This window comes from Reyranella sp., assembly GCF_004297405.1.
Lineage (GTDB): Bacteria > Pseudomonadota > Alphaproteobacteria > Reyranellales > Reyranellaceae > Reyranella.
Genome location: NZ_SCVC01000021.1, coordinates 399215 through 418496 on the forward strand (window position 1 = coordinate 399215; position 19282 = coordinate 418496).

Annotated in this window: 19 protein-coding genes; 12 read left to right on the forward strand and 7 right to left on the reverse strand. The window is 63.6% G+C overall.

What is annotated here, in order from left to right:
• Positions 1 to 4: 4 nt before the first annotated feature.
• Positions 5 to 730 (reverse strand): ABC transporter substrate-binding protein, encoded by a 726-nt coding sequence (locus EPO50_RS15580; RefSeq protein ID WP_296345559.1) that lies wholly within the window; start codon positions 728 to 730, stop codon positions 5 to 7.
• Between the two features lie 91 nt (positions 731 to 821).
• On the opposite strand from EPO50_RS15580, the gene EPO50_RS15585 reads away from it, so the two are divergent.
• From EPO50_RS15585 to EPO50_RS15605, 5 genes are all read left to right on the forward strand, one after another.
• Positions 822 to 1157 (forward strand): MmcQ/YjbR family DNA-binding protein, encoded by a 336-nt coding sequence (locus EPO50_RS15585; protein WP_296345561.1) that lies wholly within the window; start codon positions 822 to 824, stop codon positions 1155 to 1157.
• Between the two features lie 9 nt (positions 1158 to 1166).
• Complete coding sequence (locus EPO50_RS15590; protein ID WP_296345563.1) at positions 1167 to 2702, forward strand: carboxylesterase/lipase family protein; 1536 nt, start codon at positions 1167 to 1169, stop codon at positions 2700 to 2702.
• A complete protein-coding gene (locus EPO50_RS15595; RefSeq protein ID WP_296345564.1) occupies positions 2702 to 3808 on the forward strand; it encodes an enolase C-terminal domain-like protein in 1107 nt (368 codons plus the stop codon). Before EPO50_RS15590 ends, EPO50_RS15595 begins: the two co-directional genes overlap by 1 nt.
• 75 nt (positions 3809 to 3883) lie before the next feature.
• Positions 3884 to 4450 (forward strand): hypothetical protein, encoded by a 567-nt coding sequence (locus EPO50_RS15600; protein ID WP_296345566.1) that lies wholly within the window; start codon positions 3884 to 3886, stop codon positions 4448 to 4450.
• A gap of 111 nt (positions 4451 to 4561) precedes the next feature.
• Complete coding sequence (locus EPO50_RS15605; protein WP_296345569.1) at positions 4562 to 5035, forward strand: YaiI/YqxD family protein; 474 nt, start codon at positions 4562 to 4564, stop codon at positions 5033 to 5035.
• Here the strand turns inward: EPO50_RS15605 and EPO50_RS15610 are convergent.
• On the reverse strand, positions 5032 to 6540 hold the full coding sequence (locus EPO50_RS15610) for an ABC transporter substrate-binding protein (protein WP_296345570.1): 1509 nt from the start codon (positions 6538 to 6540) through the stop codon (positions 5032 to 5034). The genes EPO50_RS15605 and EPO50_RS15610 overlap by 4 nt on opposite strands.
• Positions 6541 to 6871: 331 nt before the next feature.
• Between EPO50_RS15610 and EPO50_RS15615 the strand changes: the two genes are divergently transcribed.
• The 4 genes from EPO50_RS15615 (at position 6872) to EPO50_RS15630 (ending at position 13836) form a co-directional block, all read left to right on the forward strand.
• On the forward strand, positions 6872 to 7876 hold the full coding sequence (locus EPO50_RS15615) for an extracellular solute-binding protein (RefSeq protein ID WP_296345572.1): 1005 nt from the start codon (positions 6872 to 6874) through the stop codon (positions 7874 to 7876).
• 2 nt (positions 7877 to 7878) lie between these two features.
• Positions 7879 to 8871 (forward strand): ABC transporter ATP-binding protein, encoded by a 993-nt coding sequence (locus EPO50_RS15620; protein ID WP_296345574.1) that lies wholly within the window; start codon positions 7879 to 7881, stop codon positions 8869 to 8871.
• A 10-nt stretch (positions 8872 to 8881) separates the two neighbouring features.
• Positions 8882 to 10537 (forward strand): iron ABC transporter permease, encoded by a 1656-nt coding sequence (locus EPO50_RS15625; RefSeq protein WP_296345576.1) that lies wholly within the window; start codon positions 8882 to 8884, stop codon positions 10535 to 10537.
• 62 nt (positions 10538 to 10599) lie between these two features.
• Positions 10600 to 13836, forward strand: a complete 3237-nt coding sequence (locus EPO50_RS15630; protein WP_296345578.1) for an AsmA family protein — start codon at positions 10600 to 10602, stop codon at positions 13834 to 13836.
• Here EPO50_RS15630 and EPO50_RS15635 read toward each other — a convergent pair.
• Positions 13833 to 14504: a DsbA family oxidoreductase gene (locus EPO50_RS15635; RefSeq protein WP_296345581.1), complete on the reverse strand. Its 672-nt coding sequence runs from the start codon at positions 14502 to 14504 to the stop codon at positions 13833 to 13835. The two genes, EPO50_RS15630 and EPO50_RS15635, sit on opposite strands and share 4 nt — an antisense overlap.
• 80 nt (positions 14505 to 14584) lie before the next feature.
• Between EPO50_RS15635 and EPO50_RS15640 the strand changes: the two genes are divergently transcribed.
• A complete protein-coding gene (locus tag EPO50_RS15640; RefSeq protein WP_296345583.1) occupies positions 14585 to 15286 on the forward strand; it encodes an SDR family NAD(P)-dependent oxidoreductase in 702 nt (233 codons plus the stop codon).
• Positions 15287 to 15290: 4 nt separating this feature from the next.
• Here the strand turns inward: EPO50_RS15640 and EPO50_RS15645 are convergent, their stop codons facing one another.
• Both EPO50_RS15645 and EPO50_RS15650 read right to left on the reverse strand, forming a co-directional pair.
• Complete coding sequence (locus EPO50_RS15645) at positions 15291 to 15677, reverse strand: RidA family protein (RefSeq protein ID WP_296345585.1); 387 nt, start codon at positions 15675 to 15677, stop codon at positions 15291 to 15293.
• An 18-nt stretch (positions 15678 to 15695) separates the two neighbouring features.
• The gene (locus EPO50_RS15650) at positions 15696 to 16358 is read right to left on the reverse strand and encodes an HAD family phosphatase (RefSeq protein ID WP_296345587.1); all 663 of its coding nucleotides are present in this window, start codon (positions 16356 to 16358) and stop codon (positions 15696 to 15698) included.
• 49 nt (positions 16359 to 16407) lie between these two features.
• Here EPO50_RS15650 and EPO50_RS15655 point away from each other — a divergent pair, with 49 nt between their 5' ends.
• Together EPO50_RS15655 and EPO50_RS15660 are read left to right on the forward strand one after the other, a co-directional pair.
• Positions 16408 to 16758, forward strand: a complete 351-nt coding sequence (locus EPO50_RS15655; protein ID WP_296345589.1) for a hypothetical protein — start codon at positions 16408 to 16410, stop codon at positions 16756 to 16758.
• 15 nt (positions 16759 to 16773) lie between these two features.
• Complete coding sequence (locus EPO50_RS15660) at positions 16774 to 18066, forward strand: aminotransferase class III-fold pyridoxal phosphate-dependent enzyme (protein WP_296345591.1); 1293 nt, start codon at positions 16774 to 16776, stop codon at positions 18064 to 18066.
• On the opposite strand, the gene EPO50_RS15665 is transcribed toward EPO50_RS15660, so the two are convergent.
• Both EPO50_RS15665 and EPO50_RS15670 read right to left on the reverse strand, forming a co-directional pair.
• Positions 18050 to 18529, reverse strand: a complete 480-nt coding sequence (locus EPO50_RS15665) for a peroxiredoxin (RefSeq protein WP_296345593.1) — start codon at positions 18527 to 18529, stop codon at positions 18050 to 18052. The two genes, EPO50_RS15660 and EPO50_RS15665, sit on opposite strands and share 17 nt — an antisense overlap.
• 2 nt (positions 18530 to 18531) lie before the next feature.
• Positions 18532 to 19278, reverse strand: a complete 747-nt coding sequence (locus tag EPO50_RS15670; RefSeq protein WP_296345595.1) for a substrate-binding domain-containing protein — start codon at positions 19276 to 19278, stop codon at positions 18532 to 18534.
• Positions 19279 to 19282 lie beyond the last annotated feature (4 nt).

The window sequence follows — 19282 nt, forward strand, 5'->3', positions numbered from 1 at the left end:
GATCTCAGGCTGGCGGCGCCACGGAGAGGCCCTTGACCTTGTGGCGCTCGATCAGGCTGGCGACCAGGCCGGACTTCTTCGCCGTCTCGACGAATTCCGCAAGGAAGGCGGCGCCTGCCACATTGGGCTTCGCCGTGCCGACGGCCTGTTGCACGGCCGTGAACTTGCCGTCGAGGATCTTGAGGCCCGGTGCTTTCTCGACGTCCTTCAGGAGGCCGGGACGCAGGCCCGCCAGAACATCGAGCTTGTCGGCCATGAAGGTCTGGTAGGCGGCATCGAGCCCGCTCGCCCGCACCAGAGTGGCGTTGCGGATATTGTTCTCGAGCCAGAGATCGTAGGCCGAGCGCGCCGACACGGCGATGCGCACGCCCTTCTTGTCGACGTCGGCGATGGAGGTGATCGGCGATCCCGCCGGCACCATGTAGGTCGCTTCGATCTCGACATAGGCCGCCGTGAAGCTGATCTTCTCCGCGCGCTGCGGCTCGGCGCCGATCAGGCCGATGTCCCACACGTTCTTGCCGGCTTGGTCGGCGAGTTCGCCGGGCGTCTTGAAGGGAACGTAGGTCACGGGAACGCCGAGCTTGTCGGCGATCTCGCGGGCCATGTCGGGCGCTACGCCGACCGGCTCGGATTTCTCCGTGCGGCCGGTGACCAGCAGGAAGTTGGAGAGGTTGATGCCGGCGCGCAGGACGCCAGTCGGGGCAAGTTCGCTTCGGGCTTTGTCGGACATAGCGCCAGTCTATGGTCAACCGCGGTCCGATGATAGGCTCGACCGCATGTCCTCTCAGCCGACAGCCCGTCTGCGATCTATCTGCCTGGCCTTGCCCGAGACCGTCGAGAAAGAGGCGTGGGGCGATCCGACCTTCCGGGTGCGCGACAAGATTTTCGCCATGGAGAAACGTGGCGATGGCCGCATTTCGATCTGGTGCAAGGCGGCGCCCGGCAGTCAGGCGATCCTGGTCGGTGCCGACCCTGAGACCTTCTTCATTCCACCCTATGTCGGGCACAAGGGCTGGATCGGCATGCGGCTCGACCGCAAGCCCGACTGGAGCGAAGTGGCCAAGGTGGTGCAACGCAGCTACCGGCTCACGGCGCCCAAGAAGCTCGCTGCACTTGTGGGTGATGAAGCCGCGCCACGCGCCCTTTCCTCGCGCTAGACTGCTGCCATGAGTGCTGAAATCATCGTTGAGACGACGGCCGGCCGCGTGCGCGGCACCGCCGAACGTGGCGTCGACATCTTCAAGGGCATCCCTTACGCGGCGCCACCGCTTGGCGAACGGCGCTTCCGGCCACCCGAAAGGCCGGAGCCGTGGGCTGGTGTGCGTGACGCTCAGGCCTACGGCAACATGGCGGTGCAGAGCCTCAACGTGTTCGGCCTGCCGGACGATCTGCTCAAGATCTTCACCCTCGCGGGCCGCCAGAAGCTCGATGAGGACTGCCTCTATCTCAATGTCTGGAGCTCAGGTCGGCAGGGCAGCCACCGGCCGGTCCTGTTCTGGTGCCATGGCGGCGCCTTCATCACCGGGTCCGGCTCTTCGCCTTGGTCCGACGGCGCCAATCTCTGTCGCCTCGACGATGTCGTCGTCGTTTCGTTCAACCACCGCCTGGGCGCATTGGGCTATCTGCACCTCGAGGATATTGCCGGTGCCGATTTTGCCGGAGGTGGCCTCGCTGGCGTGCTCGACATCGTGGCGGCCCTCGAGTGGGTGCGGGACAATATCGCCCGGTTCGGCGGCGATCCGCGCAATGTCACTATCTTCGGCGAATCGGGCGGCGGCGCGAAGGTGAGCGTGCTGATGGCGATGCCTTCAGCCAAGGGCCTCTTTCACAAGGCGATCATCCAGAGCGGCCCGGCCGTGCAGATGGCCAATCACGACGACGGCACGAAGACGGCCCGTCAGATGCTCGAACATCTGGGCCTCGATGCCGCGCAGGCCGGCACGTTGCGGGAACTGCCGGCGGAGAAGCTTCTGGAAGCGCAGGTGAAGGTGTTGGCCAATGTCAGCCGGGCGGCGTTCGCAGACCGGCGACGGCTTGGCTTCAATCCGGTGATCGACGGCCACCTCTTTCCTGGTGGCCCCTTTGCACCGCATGCGCCGCTCGCCTCGGCCAACGTGCCGTTGATGATCGGCAGCAACAAGGACGAGATGACCTTGTTCCTGGGACACATGCCCTGGGTCAGCGACGCCACGTTCGACAATCTGCCGGAAGCGCTTGCGCCGTATCTCGGTGAGCGGGCTTCCGAGATCGTCGGCATCTACCGTAGAGCTCAGCCGCGGCTGCGGCCCGACGAGATCGCCATCGCCATCGTTTCCGATCAGGGCATTCGCGCGCCCTCTCTCCTGATGGCGGAGCGCAAGATCGCCCAGGGTGGCGCGCCGGTGTTCGTCTATCTCTTTGCCTGGGAGACGCCGGTGCTGAACGGCAGGTTGCGGTCCTGCCATACGCTCGAGATTCCCTTTGTCTTCGGCAATCTCGAGACGGCCGAGTTGACCGGCGACGATCCTGCCCGGTTGTCCCTTGGTGAAACGATGGGCCGCGCCTGGATCGCCTTCGCACGCAATGGCGATCCCGGCCATAGCGGTTTGCCGGTCTGGCCGGCCTATTCCACGAGCATGCGCACCACGATGATTTTCGATGCCGTCTGCCGGCTCGACATCGATCCCTATGCAGCAGAACGACGGGTCTGGGAGAGTAAATAATGAAGATCATCGATGTAACGCTCACCCTGTTCGCCTGGGACGATATTCCGCCAACGACCTACGGCGCCCACACCGGCCGTTTCTCCGGCAAGAGCGCTCTCGGCCTTCTGCGTCTGGTGACCGACCAGGGCCTCGAAGGTCATGCCTTCCTGGGCTCGGCGATGAATCCCGCGACGACGGACGGGCAGGGGCTGATCACCCATCTCAAGCCGGTGCTGATGGGCAAGAACCCGCTGCAGCGCGAACTTCTCAATCAGGAAATCTGGAAACGTCAACGCTCCGCTGGTGTACGCGCGATCGGTGCGGTGGATGTGGCGCTCTGGGACCTCGTTGGCAAGGCGATGGGCCAGCCGATCCATCGACTGCTCGGCACCTACCGCGAGTCGGTGCCGGCCTATGCCAGCTCCGCCGTGCTGGCCTCGCCGGCAGCCTATGCCGAGGAAGCGGTGCAGTTCATGGAAAATGGCTGGGCTGCCTACAAGATCCATCCGCCGACACGCTGGAAGGAAGACATCAAGGTCTGCGAGGCAGTACGCAACGCCGTCGGCGACTACACGATCATGCTCGACTCGACCTGGAGCTACGACTATCCCGCTGCGGTCCGCGTCGGTCTCGCCGTGCAGGAACTGGGCTTTCATTGGTACGAGGACCCGCTCGCCGATCAGGACATCTACAATTACGTGAAGCTGAAGCAGCAGCTTTCAATCCCGATCCTGGCGACGGAGTATCCGATCACCGGCCTCGATTCCTATCAGCCGTGGATCATGCAGCAGGCCACCGACTATCTGCGCGGCGATGTGGCGGTGAAGGGCGGCATCACCACTCTGGTGAAGACGGCGCATCTCGCCGAGGCCTTCCGCATGAACTACGAGGTCCATCACGGCGGCAACTCACTGAACAACGTCGCCAATCTCCACGTCATCGCCTCGATCCGAAACACCGAGTTCTTCGAGGTATTGCTGCCTGACGCGGCGCAGAAGTATGGACTGGAACAGGACATCGTGGTCGGGCGGGACGGGCAGGTGCACGTGCCCAATGGTCCCGGGCTCGGGGCGGCCATCGATTTCGCCCTGATCGAGCGAAAGAAAATTGCCGTACTGAGCTGACTCCGGTTGTTTGCGAGCGCAACCCACGGATAGTGGGTTGCGTTTCAGAGGCATCCTGATCCCAAGGAGGCCTCCATGTTGCACCGCACGTTGCTTGCCATGGCGCTGATAGCTTCGGCTGGCGCCGTTCATGCGCAGACGGCCAATCCCGTCGATCCGTATGGTCGACCACTGCTCGGCCGCAATGACTGGGTTCGCCAACCAGGCGATCAGCCCGGTCCGAGCACAGGTGTTGGCGCCGGCATGACCACGACCACCACCACCATGACCCCCGCTCCCATGACCTCCATGCCTATGACGGGCAGTGTCGCAACCATGCCGCCGTCGACCACGGCCATGCCGATGCAGACGACTGCGCCTGCCGCGGGCGAACCGCTTGATCCATATGGCCGGCCGTTGATTGGCCGCAACGACTGGGTCCGTCAGCCGGGCGACCAGAAAGGCACCACGGGAATGACGGGGACGACGAGCGCTTCCATGGGCTCGGCGATGCCGCCGGTATCTGCCGGGGCCGGTGCGAACTCGCAGATCGGGTCGGGACCGCACCCGGTCGCCTTCAAGGACGAGTTCGGTTTCCGTTACGACGCCATGGGCAACCGCCTCGATGCGCGCGGTTATGTGATCTCGCCGCAGACGAAGTAACGACAGTTCAAACTGCCTCTGGAACCATTCGGCAGAGATGGTCAGGACCATTCCACGGTCCTGACCGTCCGAGCGGTAGACGGCGCCAGGCGATCACGGCAGAACCGGTCGATGAATCTTCCGACCGCGATCTATGTCGATGCCGATGCATGCCCGGTGAAGGCCGAGATCTATCGCGTGGCCGAGCGCTACGGGCTCAAGGTCTATGTCGTGGCCAATTCCTACATCAACGTGCCGCGTGATCCCCGCATCGAGCGAGTCGTGGTGAGCGATGGCTTCGATGCTGCCGACGACTGGATCGCTGAGCGCGTCGGCCCGGACGATATCGTGATCACCTCGGACATCCCGCTCGCCGACCGCAGCTTGAAGAAGGGCGCGGCGGTGATCGGCTCGACCGGCGTGCCCTTCACCACCTCCTCGATCGGCATGGCGATGGCCAGTCGCGAACTGATGTCGAACCTGCGCGCCATGGGGGAGGCGACGGGTGGACCGAAGCCGATGACCGCGCGGGACCGATCACGCTTCCTGTCGGCGCTCGACGAGGTCATCCAGAAGTTGAAGCGGCGTGGCGCTGCCGGAGGCTAGCGTCGGTCCAGCCAAACATCCTCGAAGCGGAAGCCGTTGTACGAGCTGTTGACCTGAGGCACGTAGCCTTTGACGGTGGGCTGCCAGCAGGTTGCCGCACGGTTCCACACGATCGGCGGGCGCGCCACATCGGTCAGCAGTTTGGCGTCGATTTCCTGGGCGAGATGGCGGCGCTTGTCGACATTGAGCTCCGCTGACTGCGTTTCGAACAAGCGCTCGATTTCCGGATTGCAGTAGTGATTATAGTTGCGCTCCGAGCGGCAGGAGAAGTTTTCGTAGAAAGTCTGGTCGGGGTCGTCGATGGCGTTGCCCGTGGTTTCGAGCGCCAGCGCATAGTCGCGGCGCTCCAGGCGCGTGAACCAATGAGACGTTTCGACGACATCGAGGGTTGCGTCGATATGGATTTCCTGGAGCTGGTTGGCCAGCACGGCAGCCGGGCTGCGGTAGAGCGAAATGGCCCGCGTGAAGATCTTGAGCGGCAACGCGCGTTCTGGGCCGTAACCTGCCTTGCGCATGAGCGCGCGAGCCGCTTCTCGGTTCTTCTCGATATCCGGCCCAAAGCCCGGCACGCTGGCCAGCATCTCGGATGACATGCCCCACAGACCATCGGGCGGGGGCTGCAGGTGCCCGCCGATCGCGCCGCTGGCGCCGGTAAGCGCCTCCATGAAGGCATTGCGGTCGAGGGCGAGGGCAAGCGCCTGCCTTATGTCCGGATTGTCGAACGGCGGCGCGTCGCGGTTCAGCATCAAATTGGTGTTGTTGTTCATGCCCGTCGCTTCGCACTGGACGCGCGGCGACTGACGGCGGACGTCGCGCAACTGCGCCATCGTCACGTCGTTGGGGAAGGTCATATCGTAACGGCCGGCGACGAAGCTCAGCAGCGCCGTCGAACGGCTGGTGACGACGGAGAATTCGATGGCATCGAGAAAGGGCCGGCCCTCCTTCCAGTAGTCGGGATTGCGCACCAGGCGGATGCGGTCGAACTGGTTGAAGGAGTCGAGCTTGAAGGGGCCGGTGCCGATCGGCTTGGTGCGCATCTGGGCGAGCGGCACATGGCACGGATAGATCGGCGAGAAACCCGAGGCCAGCATGCTGAGCAGCGCCGGCTGCGGCCGATTGAGGTGGATGGTCACCTCATAGTCGTTGGGGGCATGGACGAAGTTGATGTTGCCGAACCAGGCTCCCCGCGGATTGCTGCGCAGCTTGTTGCGCGCGCGGCCGGTCCACAGGTTGAAGGTGCATTCGACATCGCTGGAGGTGAAGGGAAAGCCGTCGTGCCACTTCACATCCTTTCGCAACTTGAATGTCAGCTCGGTTTTGTCGTCGTTCCAGCTCCAGGACTCGGCGAGGTCCGGAATGATCGATTCCGGCGTATTCTGCGACACCGACGGGTCGAACATCACGAGGTTGTTGAACACCGGCATGAACGCCACGACCGTCGACGCCGCCGTCTCCTCGAGGATCGAGGCGCTGACGGGGTTGTCGCGGTGAAAAATGCGGAGCACGCCGCCGCTCTTCTGCGCTAGCGCCGAGTCGCACCAGCCCAATATGACTGCTGCCAAACACCAGATTGCGACCCTCGAACGCATTCCTCGACCTTCACGCGCGTTGCCGGGCCTGGCGCCGCAGCTTCTGGAGAAGCTTACAGCGTCGGTGCGCCCTCGGTAGTTTCATTCATGCACATCCAATCGATTCGTTTCCACTTTGGATGCAATCAGAGAAGCTGAAGAAACAATGCATACAAACGCGGAGTAGGCTTCGGACGATCGGCTTCCTTTGTCGTTTCCCGGTTTTCAGCGCGATAATGTAGAGTTCGGGGTTCAGGGGGAGGGGCAAATGACGGTCGCGACGCGCGCACTCGCAATACTCGGTTTGATCTTGACGGTTCTGCTGCCCGGCGTTGCTGCGGCGCAGAAGAAGGTCGTGGTCTACACATCGAACGAAAGCACGCTGAACGATCTCGTGTTCGGCGCCTTCACCAAGGAAACCGGCATCGCCGTCGAACCGGTCGTCGCCGGCTCGGGCGTCGTGATCCGGCGCTTGCAGGCGGAGAAGGATCGGCCGCTGGGTGATATCGTCTGGGGCGTGAGCCGTTCGCTGCTGCAAACGAACAAGGCTCTGTTCTCGCCTTACGTATCCAAGAACAAGGACGCCATCCCGGTCGAGTATCGCGATCCGACCGACCTCTGGATCGGCAATAACCTTCATCTGCTGGTCATTCTTCAGAACACCAAGATCCTTCCGGCAGACCAGGGTCCCAAGGGCTGGAACGACCTGCTCGACCCGAAATGGAAGGGCAAGATCGCCTTCACCGATCCGGCGAATTCGGGTTCGGCCTATGCGACCGTCACCATGCTGGTCGACTTGTGGGGCGGCGGTGATGCGGGATGGAAGAAGGTCGGGGCGCTGTTCAGGAACCTCAAGGTGTTGAACCGCTCGTCGCTGGTCTTCCAGGGCGTCGGTAACGGCGAGTACCCATTGGGCATCTCGCTCGAATATGCCGGGCCGATGTGGGCCTCGGGCGGCGCGCCAGTGAAGGCGATCTATCCCAACGACGGCACTATCGCCTCGATGGAAGGCGTTGCCATCATCAAGAACGGCCCCGATCCCGAAGAAGCGAAGGCGTTCGTGGACTTCGTGAACCGCAAGGACGTGCGCGAGATGATCCTGAAGGCGACCTTCCGCCGGCCGACGCGCACCGATCTCGACCTGTCGAGCCTGCCCGGCGGCTTGCCGTCGCTCCAGCAGGTCAAGATGCTCGATTACAAAGAGGATGCCTGGACCGACAAGCGCAAGGAAACCCTGGAGCGCATCAAAGACCTGATCCAGGAGTCGCGCTGAGCGTGACTGGCATCGTTATCGCAGGCGCGACCCGGTCGTTTGGCACTGTCCGCGCCGTCGATGGGGTGAACCTCACCGTCGGCGACAGTGAGTTCTTCACCCTGCTGGGCCCGTCAGGCTGCGGCAAGACCACTCTATTGCGCATGATCGCCGGCTTCTGCGAGCTCGACGCTGGCGAGATTCGGTTTGGCGACAAACGCATCGACCGGCTGCCAGCGCACACGCGCAACATCGGCATGGTGTTTCAGAACTACGCGGTGTTTCCCAACCTCACCGTGGCGGGCAATGTCGCCTATGGCCTGAAGGCCCGTCGGGTGACTGCTGCCGATGTGGCGCGCCGTGTCGACGAGGCCCTCGCCCTGGTGCAACTCGCGGGGTACGGCGAGCGCTGGCCGCACCAACTCTCGGGCGGCCAGCTCCAGCGCGTCGCCATTGCCCGCGCGCTGGTCATTCGTCCGCAGGTGCTGCTGTTCGACGAACCGCTCAGCAATCTTGACGCTCGGCTCCGGGTCAGCATGCGTGGCGAGATTCGCGAGCTGCAGAAATCGCTCGGCATTACGGCGATCTACGTCACGCACGACCAGGAAGAGGCGATGTCGGTTTCCGACCGGATCGCCCTCATGCAGAGTGGCCGGCTGGAGCAGGTCGGCGCTCCGGCGGAGATCTATCGCAATCCCACCTCGCGCTTCGCTGCCGAATTCATGGGAACGACGAACCTGGTCGAGGCACGGGCACTCGGCCGCGGGGGCGCGGGCATGATTTCGCTGCGGCCCGAGGCACTGCGCCTCGATGCCGATGCGCCGGCCGGTTGGCCGCGGCTTGGCGGTTCGGTAGCCCATGTCGAGGTGCTGGGGCCGATCACGCGGTTCGACGTCCGTCTCGGCGACGGTTCGTTACTCAAGGTCGCTGCCCTCGACGAGCCACACCGCACTTTGACACCAGGCACGTCGGTGACACTGGCCTACGATCCGGCGCGGATCACCGTGCTGCCGTGACGAGATCGTCATGAGATTGGCGATCCCGCATCAACAACGCCTGCCACTGGCGATCGCCGCGCTGGGTTTCCTCTTTCTCGGCCTGTTCCTGCTCTATCCGCTGTTCAATGTCTTCAGCGCCAGCGTGCTGGATGGCGAGGGCGAGAAATTCACTTTCGCCAACTACGTGAAGATCCTCGGCCGGCCATTCTATCGCGGCGCGGTCATCAACACGCTGACGATCGGTGTTGCCGCCACGATCACCACGATCCTCATCTCCGTGCCGTTCGCCTTTGCGCTGGCTCGTCTGCCGGTGCCGGGCAAGGCCGCGATCATCGCGCTCGCGGCCATGCCACTGGTGCTGCCGTCCTTCGTCAGCGCCTATGCGATCGTACTGCTGCTGGGGCGGGCCGGCATCGTGACGCAATGGCTGCAATCCTGGGGCATCGGCTTCGGCTCGATTTACGGAGCCGGCGGCATCGTGCTGGTCTACACGCTGACCCTCTATCCCTACGTGCTGCTGCCGACGATGGCGGCCTTCAAGGCAGTCGATGTTTCTGTCGAGGAAGCCGCACAGAGCCTCGGCTCCTCGCCGCGCCGCACCTTGTGGACGGTGACTTTGCCGATCGTCATTCCGGCCATCCTGGCAGGCGGCCTGCTGGTCTTCATCGAGACCCTGGAAAATTTCGGTGTGCCCTTCGTGTTGGCCGAGGACATGCCGATCTTCGCCGTCGAAGCCTTCAAGCTGTTCGTGGGCGAGACGGCGCCGAACCCGTCTTCGGCCGGTGTGTTGGGCGTGCTGCTGATCGCCATGACATCGCTGGTGCTGCTGATCCAGCGCCGCTTCCTGTCCAGCCGGCGCTTCTCGACGGGCGCACGCTCCGCACCGCCGATTCTGCGCGTGGGGCTGGGCTTGCGCATCCTGGCCACGACCTACTGCTGGGCGATCGTGCTCCTGGCGCTGGTGCCGTTCTTCGCCATCGTCGTGCTGTCGTTCATGGAGTTCCGTGGTCCGGTGCTCCATCCCAATTTCAGTCTGGCCAATTTCACGGCCCTCTTCGAGCGGTCGACCCGGCCGCTCCTGAACACGCTGATGTTCGCCACGCTAGCGGCGGTCGGCGTCACCCTGGTCGGTGTGCCGATCGCCTATGTCGTGACCCGCATGCGCTCTGCCATGGCCTCCCTGCTTGATGTGATCGCTACCCTGCCGTTTGCGGTGGCGGGCACCGTGCTCGCCATCGGCTTCGTCGTGTCGTTCAACAGCGGTTGGCTGATTCTGACAGGCGGACCATTCATCATGGTGCTGGTCTATACGGTGCGGAAGGTGCCGTTCGCGGTGCGCTCCTCGAGCGCGATCCTGCATCAGATCGATCCCTCGCTGGAGGAGGCGTCCATCAGCCTCGGCCGCTCGCCGCTGCAAACTTTTGGCCGCATTCTGGTGCCACTAATGCTTGGCGGTATCCTGAGCGGCTTCGTGTTGACGTGGGTGACGATCGCCTCGGAGCTCAGCGCGACCGTGGTGCTGTACAGCGGCCAGTGGAGGACACTGACAGTGGTTATGTTCCAGGCCCTCGAAGGCGGCGGCGGCGGCATCGCAACGGCGGCCGCCTCGACCCTGATCATCGTGACCCTGCTGCCGATCGCGTTGCTTTATCGGCTGGTGCGCCGCTACGAACTTTCGACGTGATCGCGTGCCAAAGATTGCGGTTCAGGGCATCCTGACGGCCCTGGAAGCGTTTTGACGGGGCCATGGCCAGAAAAGTGCGGACCCGGATCGTGCTGGCGATCGCTGCGGTACTCGGCGTGCTGGCTCTTGCCGGCGTGGCCGCGCCCCATGTGGTGGATGTCGACGCGTACAGGCCAGCCATCGTCCAGGCGGTCAAGGAGGCGACTGGCCGCGAGCTGGTGATCGAAGGCCCTCTGAAGCTCTCGATGTTTCCGCAGCCGCGTGTCAGCGCGCGCAAGGTCCGCTTCGCCAACGCGCTGGGCACCAAGGGCGCACAGATGGCCGATGTGGAATGGATCGGCGCGTCGCCGGCCTGGTGGCCGCTGCTGCGGGGTGAATTCGAGGTCGGCCGCCTCACGCTCTACAAGCCGACCATTATCCTGGAAGCTGACGCCGAGGGTCGTCCCAATTGGCAGTTCGACCCTGGTGCCGGCGCTGTCCAGCCGGCGGGAGCGCCCAGCGCCGGGTTTCACCTTGCCATTGGTCGCCTGCGGATCGTGCAGGGCACGCTGACCTACACCATCCCGGCGACCGGCAAGACTCTGACCGCGCAAGGGGTCGATGTAACCGCGTCGGCCGGTTCGCTCGAAGGGCCGTTCACCCTGATCGGTACGGCGACTGTGAACGGTGTGCCGCTCAGTCTCGATGCGATCGTCGGTGGCCCGACCGAGAAAGGCCATCCTGCAGTGCTGAAGTTCAAGGTCGAGAGCGGCACTCTGGATTTCGACGGCCGCATCAGTCGCATTGCCGCCGATGCCGAGGTGAACGGCAAGCTGTCCGTGGCGACGGGGGGATTGACCGATTTCGTCACCTCGGTGTCGCGCGCCATAGGCCAGGCCCCGCCGGCCATCGCCGCGTCACTGGTAGGCCGATCTACGTTCGACGGAGGCGTTGAACTCAAGGCCGATCGTCTGGCGCTCACCGACTTCAGGATGTCGATGGGAGGCGATACCGCCTCTGGCAACCTGACTCTCACGGGCGCCGCCGCGCCGTCGATACAGGGCCGCCTGTCGATGCAGAAGGTTGATGTCGATCGCTGGCTGGAGGTGATGTCCAAGCCGGGGCAACCTCAACCACAGGCCACACCGCCATCGCCAACGCCACCGGTGACATCCTTGTCGCCGTTCCCGCCGAAGGTCAGCGTATCCTTGGCGGTGGAGGCCAAGGAGGTGATCTATCGGAAGGGCACGGTACGTGACCTCGACATGGCCGTCGCGATCAGCCAGGGCATCATCGAGGTCCCCCGGCTCCGCGTTGTCCTGCCGGGCGAAGCCATTCTGCAAGCCAATGCCTCCGCCACGCCTGCTAAACCCTCCAAGCCCGGCGCCCCTGCTGGCAAGCCCGCCGCCGATGCTGTCCAGTCCGCCGGCACCATTAGCTTGGTGAGCACGAAGCCGCGCAAGACTCTCGCCTGGATCGGGATCGACATGTCGGGAGTGCCGGCCGGAAAGCTCCAGACGCTCGGGTTCGATGGCAAGATCGCCTCGACCTCCAACGCCGTGAAGATCGACGAACTGGTGCTCGATCTCGATGGTCAGCGCGCGACGGGCAGCGGCAGCATAACTTTTGGCCTGCCGCTCACTGTCGTGTCTATGGTCCAGTTCGATCGATTTGATCTCGATGCTTATGTGCCGAAGTCCACTGCAACGGCGCCACCCACTGCACCGCCTGTCGTGCCGGCAACGGTGGCTCCTGCAGTGCCGGCGGTGACAGACAAGAGCGCACTGGTCCTGGGAATGAAGGCCAAGGTGGCCAAGCTCGTCTATCGCGGCGAGACGCTGAACGGCGTCGATGCCGATGTGAGTCTTCAGGGCAACCTTCTGAAGCTGAACGGTCTCAAGGTCGCAGATCTTTTGGGTGCCAAGCTCGACCTCAAGGGGCAGATCGCGGACTTCGGGACGGAGCCGCGCTTCGACCTCACCTTCACGGCCAACATGCCCGATACCGACAAGCTGCTGATCTATGCCGGCCTGCCGAAGTTCATCAATGGCAAGATCGGCGCGGCGACGGCAGGCGGCGGAGTGGTCGGCACGATGGACACGGTCGCCGTGCGCAATGCCACTGTCACCATGGCCGGTGCCACGGCGCGGGCCACCGGCTCATTGGTGCTGGGAGACAATTTCGCCTTCGACTTCCCGAGCTTCGGCCTGCAGGCGCGAGATGCCAGCCAGTTGGTGTCGGTCGCCACAGGGCGCAACCAATCTGGCATTGGCGGGCTTGAAGCCGCCGGTGCCTTCAAAGGCAATGAGAAGAACGTGTCGTTCGAAGGCAATCTGACCGCAATGCGCACGCCGATGATCGGCCGCATCGAGGCCAGTTTGGCGGAGCGGCCGAACATCACAGCCAATCTTCGTATTCCGGGAACGCTGGATTTCGACAGCTGGCTGGGTGTCGCTGACGGCGCCCCGCCACCACCGCCGGCCGCTGCAGGCAATAGCGGCGAAGCTGCACCGGCTCCGGTGCGGACTGCCCCGGCCCGCGTTGCAACTGGCAAACCGATCGACCTCTCGGCTTTGCGCGCCTTCGATGCCACGCTCAATCTCGAAACCAGTGCCCTCGAACTCTCGTCGCTCAAGGTCCTCTATGGCGATATGACGGCGAGCCTGCGCAACGGCGTCTTCAAGATTTCCAAGCTCACCGGCCAGTTCTATGGCGGCGCCGTTGATTTTGTCGGCACAGTCGATGCCTCGAAAGCGTCAATGTCGATCGATCTCACCGGCTCGCTGCAGGGCATCTATCTCGGCGAGCTGCTGCGTGGTGCTGCGAGTACCAGCACCTTCGGTAATGACCATCTGATGGTGGCGGTCGACGGCAAGATCAACGTCATGCAGATCGAAGTACATAGCCAAGGCAATTCACCCGAGCAGATCCGCGACTCGCTGACGGGGCGTGGCAAGGTGAGCGGCTATCTCTATCCCTCGGTCGCCGCGGGATCGTTGGGGCTCGCTTCCTTCGCGACCGGTATCGGCAGCATCTTCAGCACCGAAATGGGATTCGGTTCGGCCGTCCTTTCGAGCTTCATCAATGTCCAGAGCAGCGTCGCGGGTGATCTCGATATTTCCAACGGTATGCTCGCCTTGCAGAATCATACGGTGCAGGGGCAGAACGCCGTGGCGCTGATCAACAGTCGCACCAGTCTGACGGCGGCCACGACCGAGACAACGATCTCCCTGGATACCGGATCGCGCGGTTCGATCGACTACGTGATGACGGTGAAGGGGCCGGTGTCGTCACCGACGATGAATGTCGGTGGCCGTTAGGCTGCGCGGTTCTTGAGGATGTCCCAGGCCCGGCGGAAGCTGCTGGCCATCTCTTCAGCCGGCACGGCGCCGGAAAAGAGCACGTGGCCCTGCAACGCAAAGCTCGGCACGCCCTGGATGCCGGCATTGCGGGCCATCTGGTCGCCGGCCAACACTTCCTTGCGACCTTGATCGCTTGCCAGCATGGCCAGCACCTCGGCGCGATCGAGGCCGCCTTCGGCGCCGAGGTCTGCGAGGATCTTCGAGTCGCCGATATCGGCACCCTTGCAGAAGTAACCCTCGAACAGCTCCTCGACGACGGCATCCTGCACGCCCTTCTGGCCTGCGAAGCGGATCAGCCGGTGTGCGTTTATGGTGTTGGGCGTGCGGACGATCTTCTCGAGGTGGAACTCCAGGCCGACATGCGCGGCTGCCTCGGTGAGGCGCTGGTCGATCTGCCGGGAGCGTTCGAGGCCACCAAACTTGGCGATGCGATATTTCTCCCGCTCCACGCCTTCGGCGGGCATGTCGGGATTGAGCTGGAACGGATGCCAGGCGACGGCGATCTTGCAATGGTGTTCGGCCAGGATATCGAGCGCGCGCTCGAGGTGGCGCTTGCCGATGTAGCACCAGGGACAGATCGCGTCGGAGATGACGTCGATGCGGCCGATCGGATGGGCCTGATCCATGGTTGTTTCCTTCCCTATTGCGCTGAATCGTATACCCGCGTCGAATTGGGAGCAATGATCCGAACCCTTTGGAGAGCTTCATGGACAAGCCGAAATACCGCTCTGCGCTGATCGTGGGCACGGGCCCTGGCCTCAGTGCCTCGCTCGCCCGCCTCTTTGCCCGGAACGGCCTTACTATCGACCTTGCAGCTCGCCAGACAGACAAGCTTTCCGCACTTGCGAAGGAAACAGGCGCGGCCGTCCATACCTGCAACGCCGCCGACCCGGGAGATGTTGCCGCCCTGTTCGGCGCGCTCGATGCTGCCGGCCGGACGCCGGATGTCGTGGTCTACAACGCCAGCAACCGGGTGCGCGCGCCATTCGTCGATTTGGTGCCTGACGACGTGAAGCGGGCGATTGAGATCAGCGCCTTCGGCGCCTTCCTCGTCTCCCAGCAGGCGGTGAAGCGCATGCTGCCCAAGCAGCACGGCGCGGTGTTGTTGTCGGGCGCGACTGCCGGCGTAAAGGGCTTCGCGCTTTCAGCCACCTTCGCCATGGGCAAGTTCGCGTTGCGCGGCCTGGCGCAATCGATGGCGCGCGAGCTCAGCCCAAAGGGCATCCATGTTGCTCATTTCGTCATCGACGGTGGCATCCGTAGTGCGGCACGGCCGGTGCCAACCGATCGACCGGACAGCCTGCTCGATCCCGACGCCATCGCCGAAACTTATTGGGCCGTGCTGCAACAGCATCGCAGCGCCTGGAGTTGGGAGGTCGAGGTGCGGCCGTGGGTCGAAAACTTCTGAACGCTCAGGCAGCCGCGACGATTTCGAGTTCGACGAGCCAGTCGGCAACGAGAGTCTGGACGACAATGGCGGTCGTCGGGACGACACGGCCCTTGAGGGCGGCGACGCGCGCGTTCTGATTGGCCTCTGCGTAAGACGGGTCACGCAGATAGCTGGTGACCCGGACGATGTTGTCGACCGACATGTCGGCGCTGGCCAGGATGGTTCGCAGGTTGGACCAGATCAGCTCGAGCTGATCCGCAAGTGTCTTGCCGGCGATGCCGCGCTCGTCGAGGCCCATCGTGCCGCTGACGTACAGGAAGCGGCTCGGGTTGCGCACCTCGAGTGCGTGCAGGTAGTCGGGCGTCGCCGGATAGATGCCCGCCTCGGGGCTATGCTGGATCATCTTCATGCGGGCTCCGATCTCTTCCTAGAGGGCGGCTTCGAGCAACCGGCGTGCTTCGTGTAGGCTGCCCAGCACGGTGATGCATTTGTCGCGAACCTCGGGGAGCGGCAGCAGGATGTCGGGCACCATGATCGCCATGGTCCCGGCGGCGTGCGCAGCTGTCAGGCCGACATTCGAATCCTCGAACGCGACGCAGCGTTCCGGCGCGATGCCGAGGCGGCGTGCGGCCTCCAGGTAGATGTCGGGTGCGGGTTTGGCGTGCACGACGTCGTCGCGTGTCGCGACCGCCTGAAAGCGGTCGAGCAGGCCGGCGCGGCCGAGATGGCGCTCTGCCGTGGCCCGGCCGGCCGACGTGGCGACCGCCAGCGGTAGGCCACGATCCGCCAGGAAGTCGAGCAGTTCGACCACGCCCGGCTTAACCGGGATATTTGCTTCCAGCAAACCTTTGGCATGGCTGGAGAATTGCATCCGGAACTCCTCGATGCGAAAGCCTGCACCGTAAAAGTCCTGGATCATGACGTCGCATTCCTTGCCGGGAATGCCGACCATCGAATGGCAGAAGGCCAGAGGCATTTCGAGGTCGAGGCTTTGCGCCGCCGCCTGCAGCGCCTCGACATAGACGGCTTCCGTGTCGATCAGCAGACCGTCCATGTCGAAAAGGGCGGCCTCAATAGGTTTTCTCAGCATGCTTTCGTTCTAAGCTCGATTCTTGGCAGGGCAAGGCGGAGAAAAATTCATGCGCATCCATAACCTATATGTCGACGCCGATGGCGAGACGCACTTCCGCGATATCGAAGTTGAATGGAAGAACGAAGGGCGCGGCGGCAAGACGTCGGCTACCCTTCCCGCAACCGGCATCATCTTTCGCGAGACACCGGGCACCTACGATTATGAATGGCATCCGGCCCCGCGTCGGCAGTACATCATCAATCTCGATGCCGGCGTTTCCATTCAGGCGAGCGACGGCGAGACACGCATCATTGGTCCCGGCGAGGTCATCCTGGTGGAGGACACGCACGGCAAGGGCCACTTCTCCAAAGCGGTCGCAGGTAAGCTGCGCCATTCCATTTTCGTCCCGATCGAGTAGCGCTTAGAGGAAGCCATGAACATCCAGACCCAGATCGATCCGACCAACGAACTCGTCGAACAGGCCAAGCGCGTGCTGCCGGGTGGCAGCTTCGGCAACATGCCGGCCGAAGTGATCCTCAAGGAAGGCAAGGGCGGCCGCATCTACGACGAGGCCGGCAAGGAGTATGTCGACTTCCTCCTGGGCTCGGGGCCGATGTTCATCGGTCATGCCCATCCCGACGTCACGGCCGCCGTCCAGGCGCAGCTTCCCCTGGGCACGACCTTCTTCGGCAACAATCGACATGGCATTGCGCTCGCCGAGGCGATCGTCGACGCCGTGCCCTGCGCCGAGCAGGTGCGCTTCGTCTGCTCCGGCACCGAAGCCGATCTCTACGCGATGCGTGCGGCTCGTGCCTTCCGCAAGCGCGACAAGATCCTGAAGTTCGAGGGCGGTTACCACGGCATGAGCGACTACGCGCTGGTCTCGCTGGCGCCCAAGAACCCCGGCAACTTTCCGCGCGGTTCCTTGGACTCGGCGGGTATCCCCAAGTCCGTGGTCGACGAGATGGTGGTTGCCGCCTTCAACGACATCGAGATGGTCGAGAGCCTGATCGAGGAACAGAAGGATGAACTGGCTGGCGTCATCGTCGAGCCGTTCCAGCGGTTGATCCCGCCCAAGCCCGGCTTCCTGCAGGCGCTACGCGCCGTGACCGCCAAGCATGGCATTCCGTTGATCTTCGACGAGGTCGTGACCGGCTTTCGCTTCGCCTATGGCGGCGCCCAGGAATATTACGGCGTTACGCCCGATCTCTGCACCCTAGGCAAGATCGTGGGCGGCGGCTTTGCACTTGCCGCAATCGCCGGCCGCGCCGACATCATGAAGCACTTCGACCGGCTCGCCATGACCGACGAAGATTTCATCTTCCAGGTCGGCACGCTCTCCGGCAATCCGGTGGCCGCTGTCGCGGGTCTCGCTACGATGCAGGTGCTGAAGCAGCCAGGCACCTACGACAAGGTCTTTGAGGCAGGCCGGCAGTTGATGGGCACGCTGACCGAGCTCATCCAGAAGGCCGGCCTGAAGGCGCAGGTCGTTGGCGAGCCGCCGCTGTTCGACATCGTCTTCACCGACCACCCGATCAAGGACTATCGCGATACGCTGAAGGGCGATGCCGCGATGCTGAAGCGCTTCAACCAGCATTTGCGCGCCCGCGGCATCATGAAGGGCGAGAGCAAGTACTATGTCAGCGTGGCGCATACCCGCGCCGATCTCGATCACACGATTGGTGCGTGGAAAGAGGCGATCGACGAGCTCAAGGCCGGGCGCTGAGAAGACTGCCCAGCATCAAGCCGAGGACGAGATCGTCCTCGGCGCCGAAGCTGTGGCGGGCGATGCGTCCCTCACGATCGATCACGACCGTCGAGGGCGTTCCCTTGAAGCCGTAAGCCGCCATCGTCTGAGGGATCGGGCCATCGGAAGAGGCCCGGTCCACGGCCACCGGAAAGGTCAGGCGGTATTCGTGCAGGAAGGCTTCGAGCGACACCGGCGTCATCGCCGCGTGATGCTCGAACACCGTGTGTATGCCCAGCACCACGAGATCGTCGATGTTCTTGGCGATCTCATGCAGACGCCGCGCTTGCGGCACGGCCTGCGATACGCAGCCAGGGCAGAGCATCTGAAAAGCGTGCAGCACCACGACCTTGCCGTGGAACATCTCGAGGCTGAGAGGCAGGTCGGTGTTGAACCAGCGTTCCGCTTCGATCGGTGGTGCAGAAACAAGCGTTTCGGTCATGGTCACGGGCTGTCCAGCCCCTTCTTCTTCAGGATCGGTCCGTTGCTGGGATCGGCCAGCGCCAGCAGAAGAGCGTCGGCCGCGGCGCGGTTGCGCGAGGCCACGGAGACGCCGCCGGAATAGATCGTGTAGTTCTGAACGTCGAGCGGGATGGGGCCGACGAACTGAACACCCGGCACGCCCATGAGTTCGCTGCTCTGCTGCAAGGCGATGTCGGCCTTGCCGTCGACGATGCGGTCGGCGACCAGACCGCCCTGAACCAGCACGGCCTTCGCCTTGATCTGGTCGGCGATGCCCATCTTCTCGAAAAGCTTGGCAAGATAGATGCCGCTCGAACCGCCAGCGGCGGGATCGATATAGGCCACGGCGCGGGCGGCCAGCAGCGCCTTCTTGAAGCCGTCGACATCGGAGAGGTCGGGCACAGGTGCACCCTGCTTGACGCCGACGCCGATGCCGGCGCGCGCCAGCTCCTTGGCGCTGCTTTCATCGACGCGATTGCCGAGGAGCGACGCCATGGGGATCGGCGGGATCACGACCACATCGAAATACTCGCCATCGGTGACGCGTTTCTGCAACGCGCCTGCCGTGCCGTTGTCGATCGTCACCTTGTGCCCAGTCTTCTTCTCGAACGCAGCGACCAGTTCGAGTGCTGCCGGCTTGTAGGCGCCGGCCGTCAGGAGCTTGAGATCGGCAGCCGAGACGCTGCCACCAGCGACAAGAATGGAAAGGAGAACGAGAAGAAAGCGCATTTTT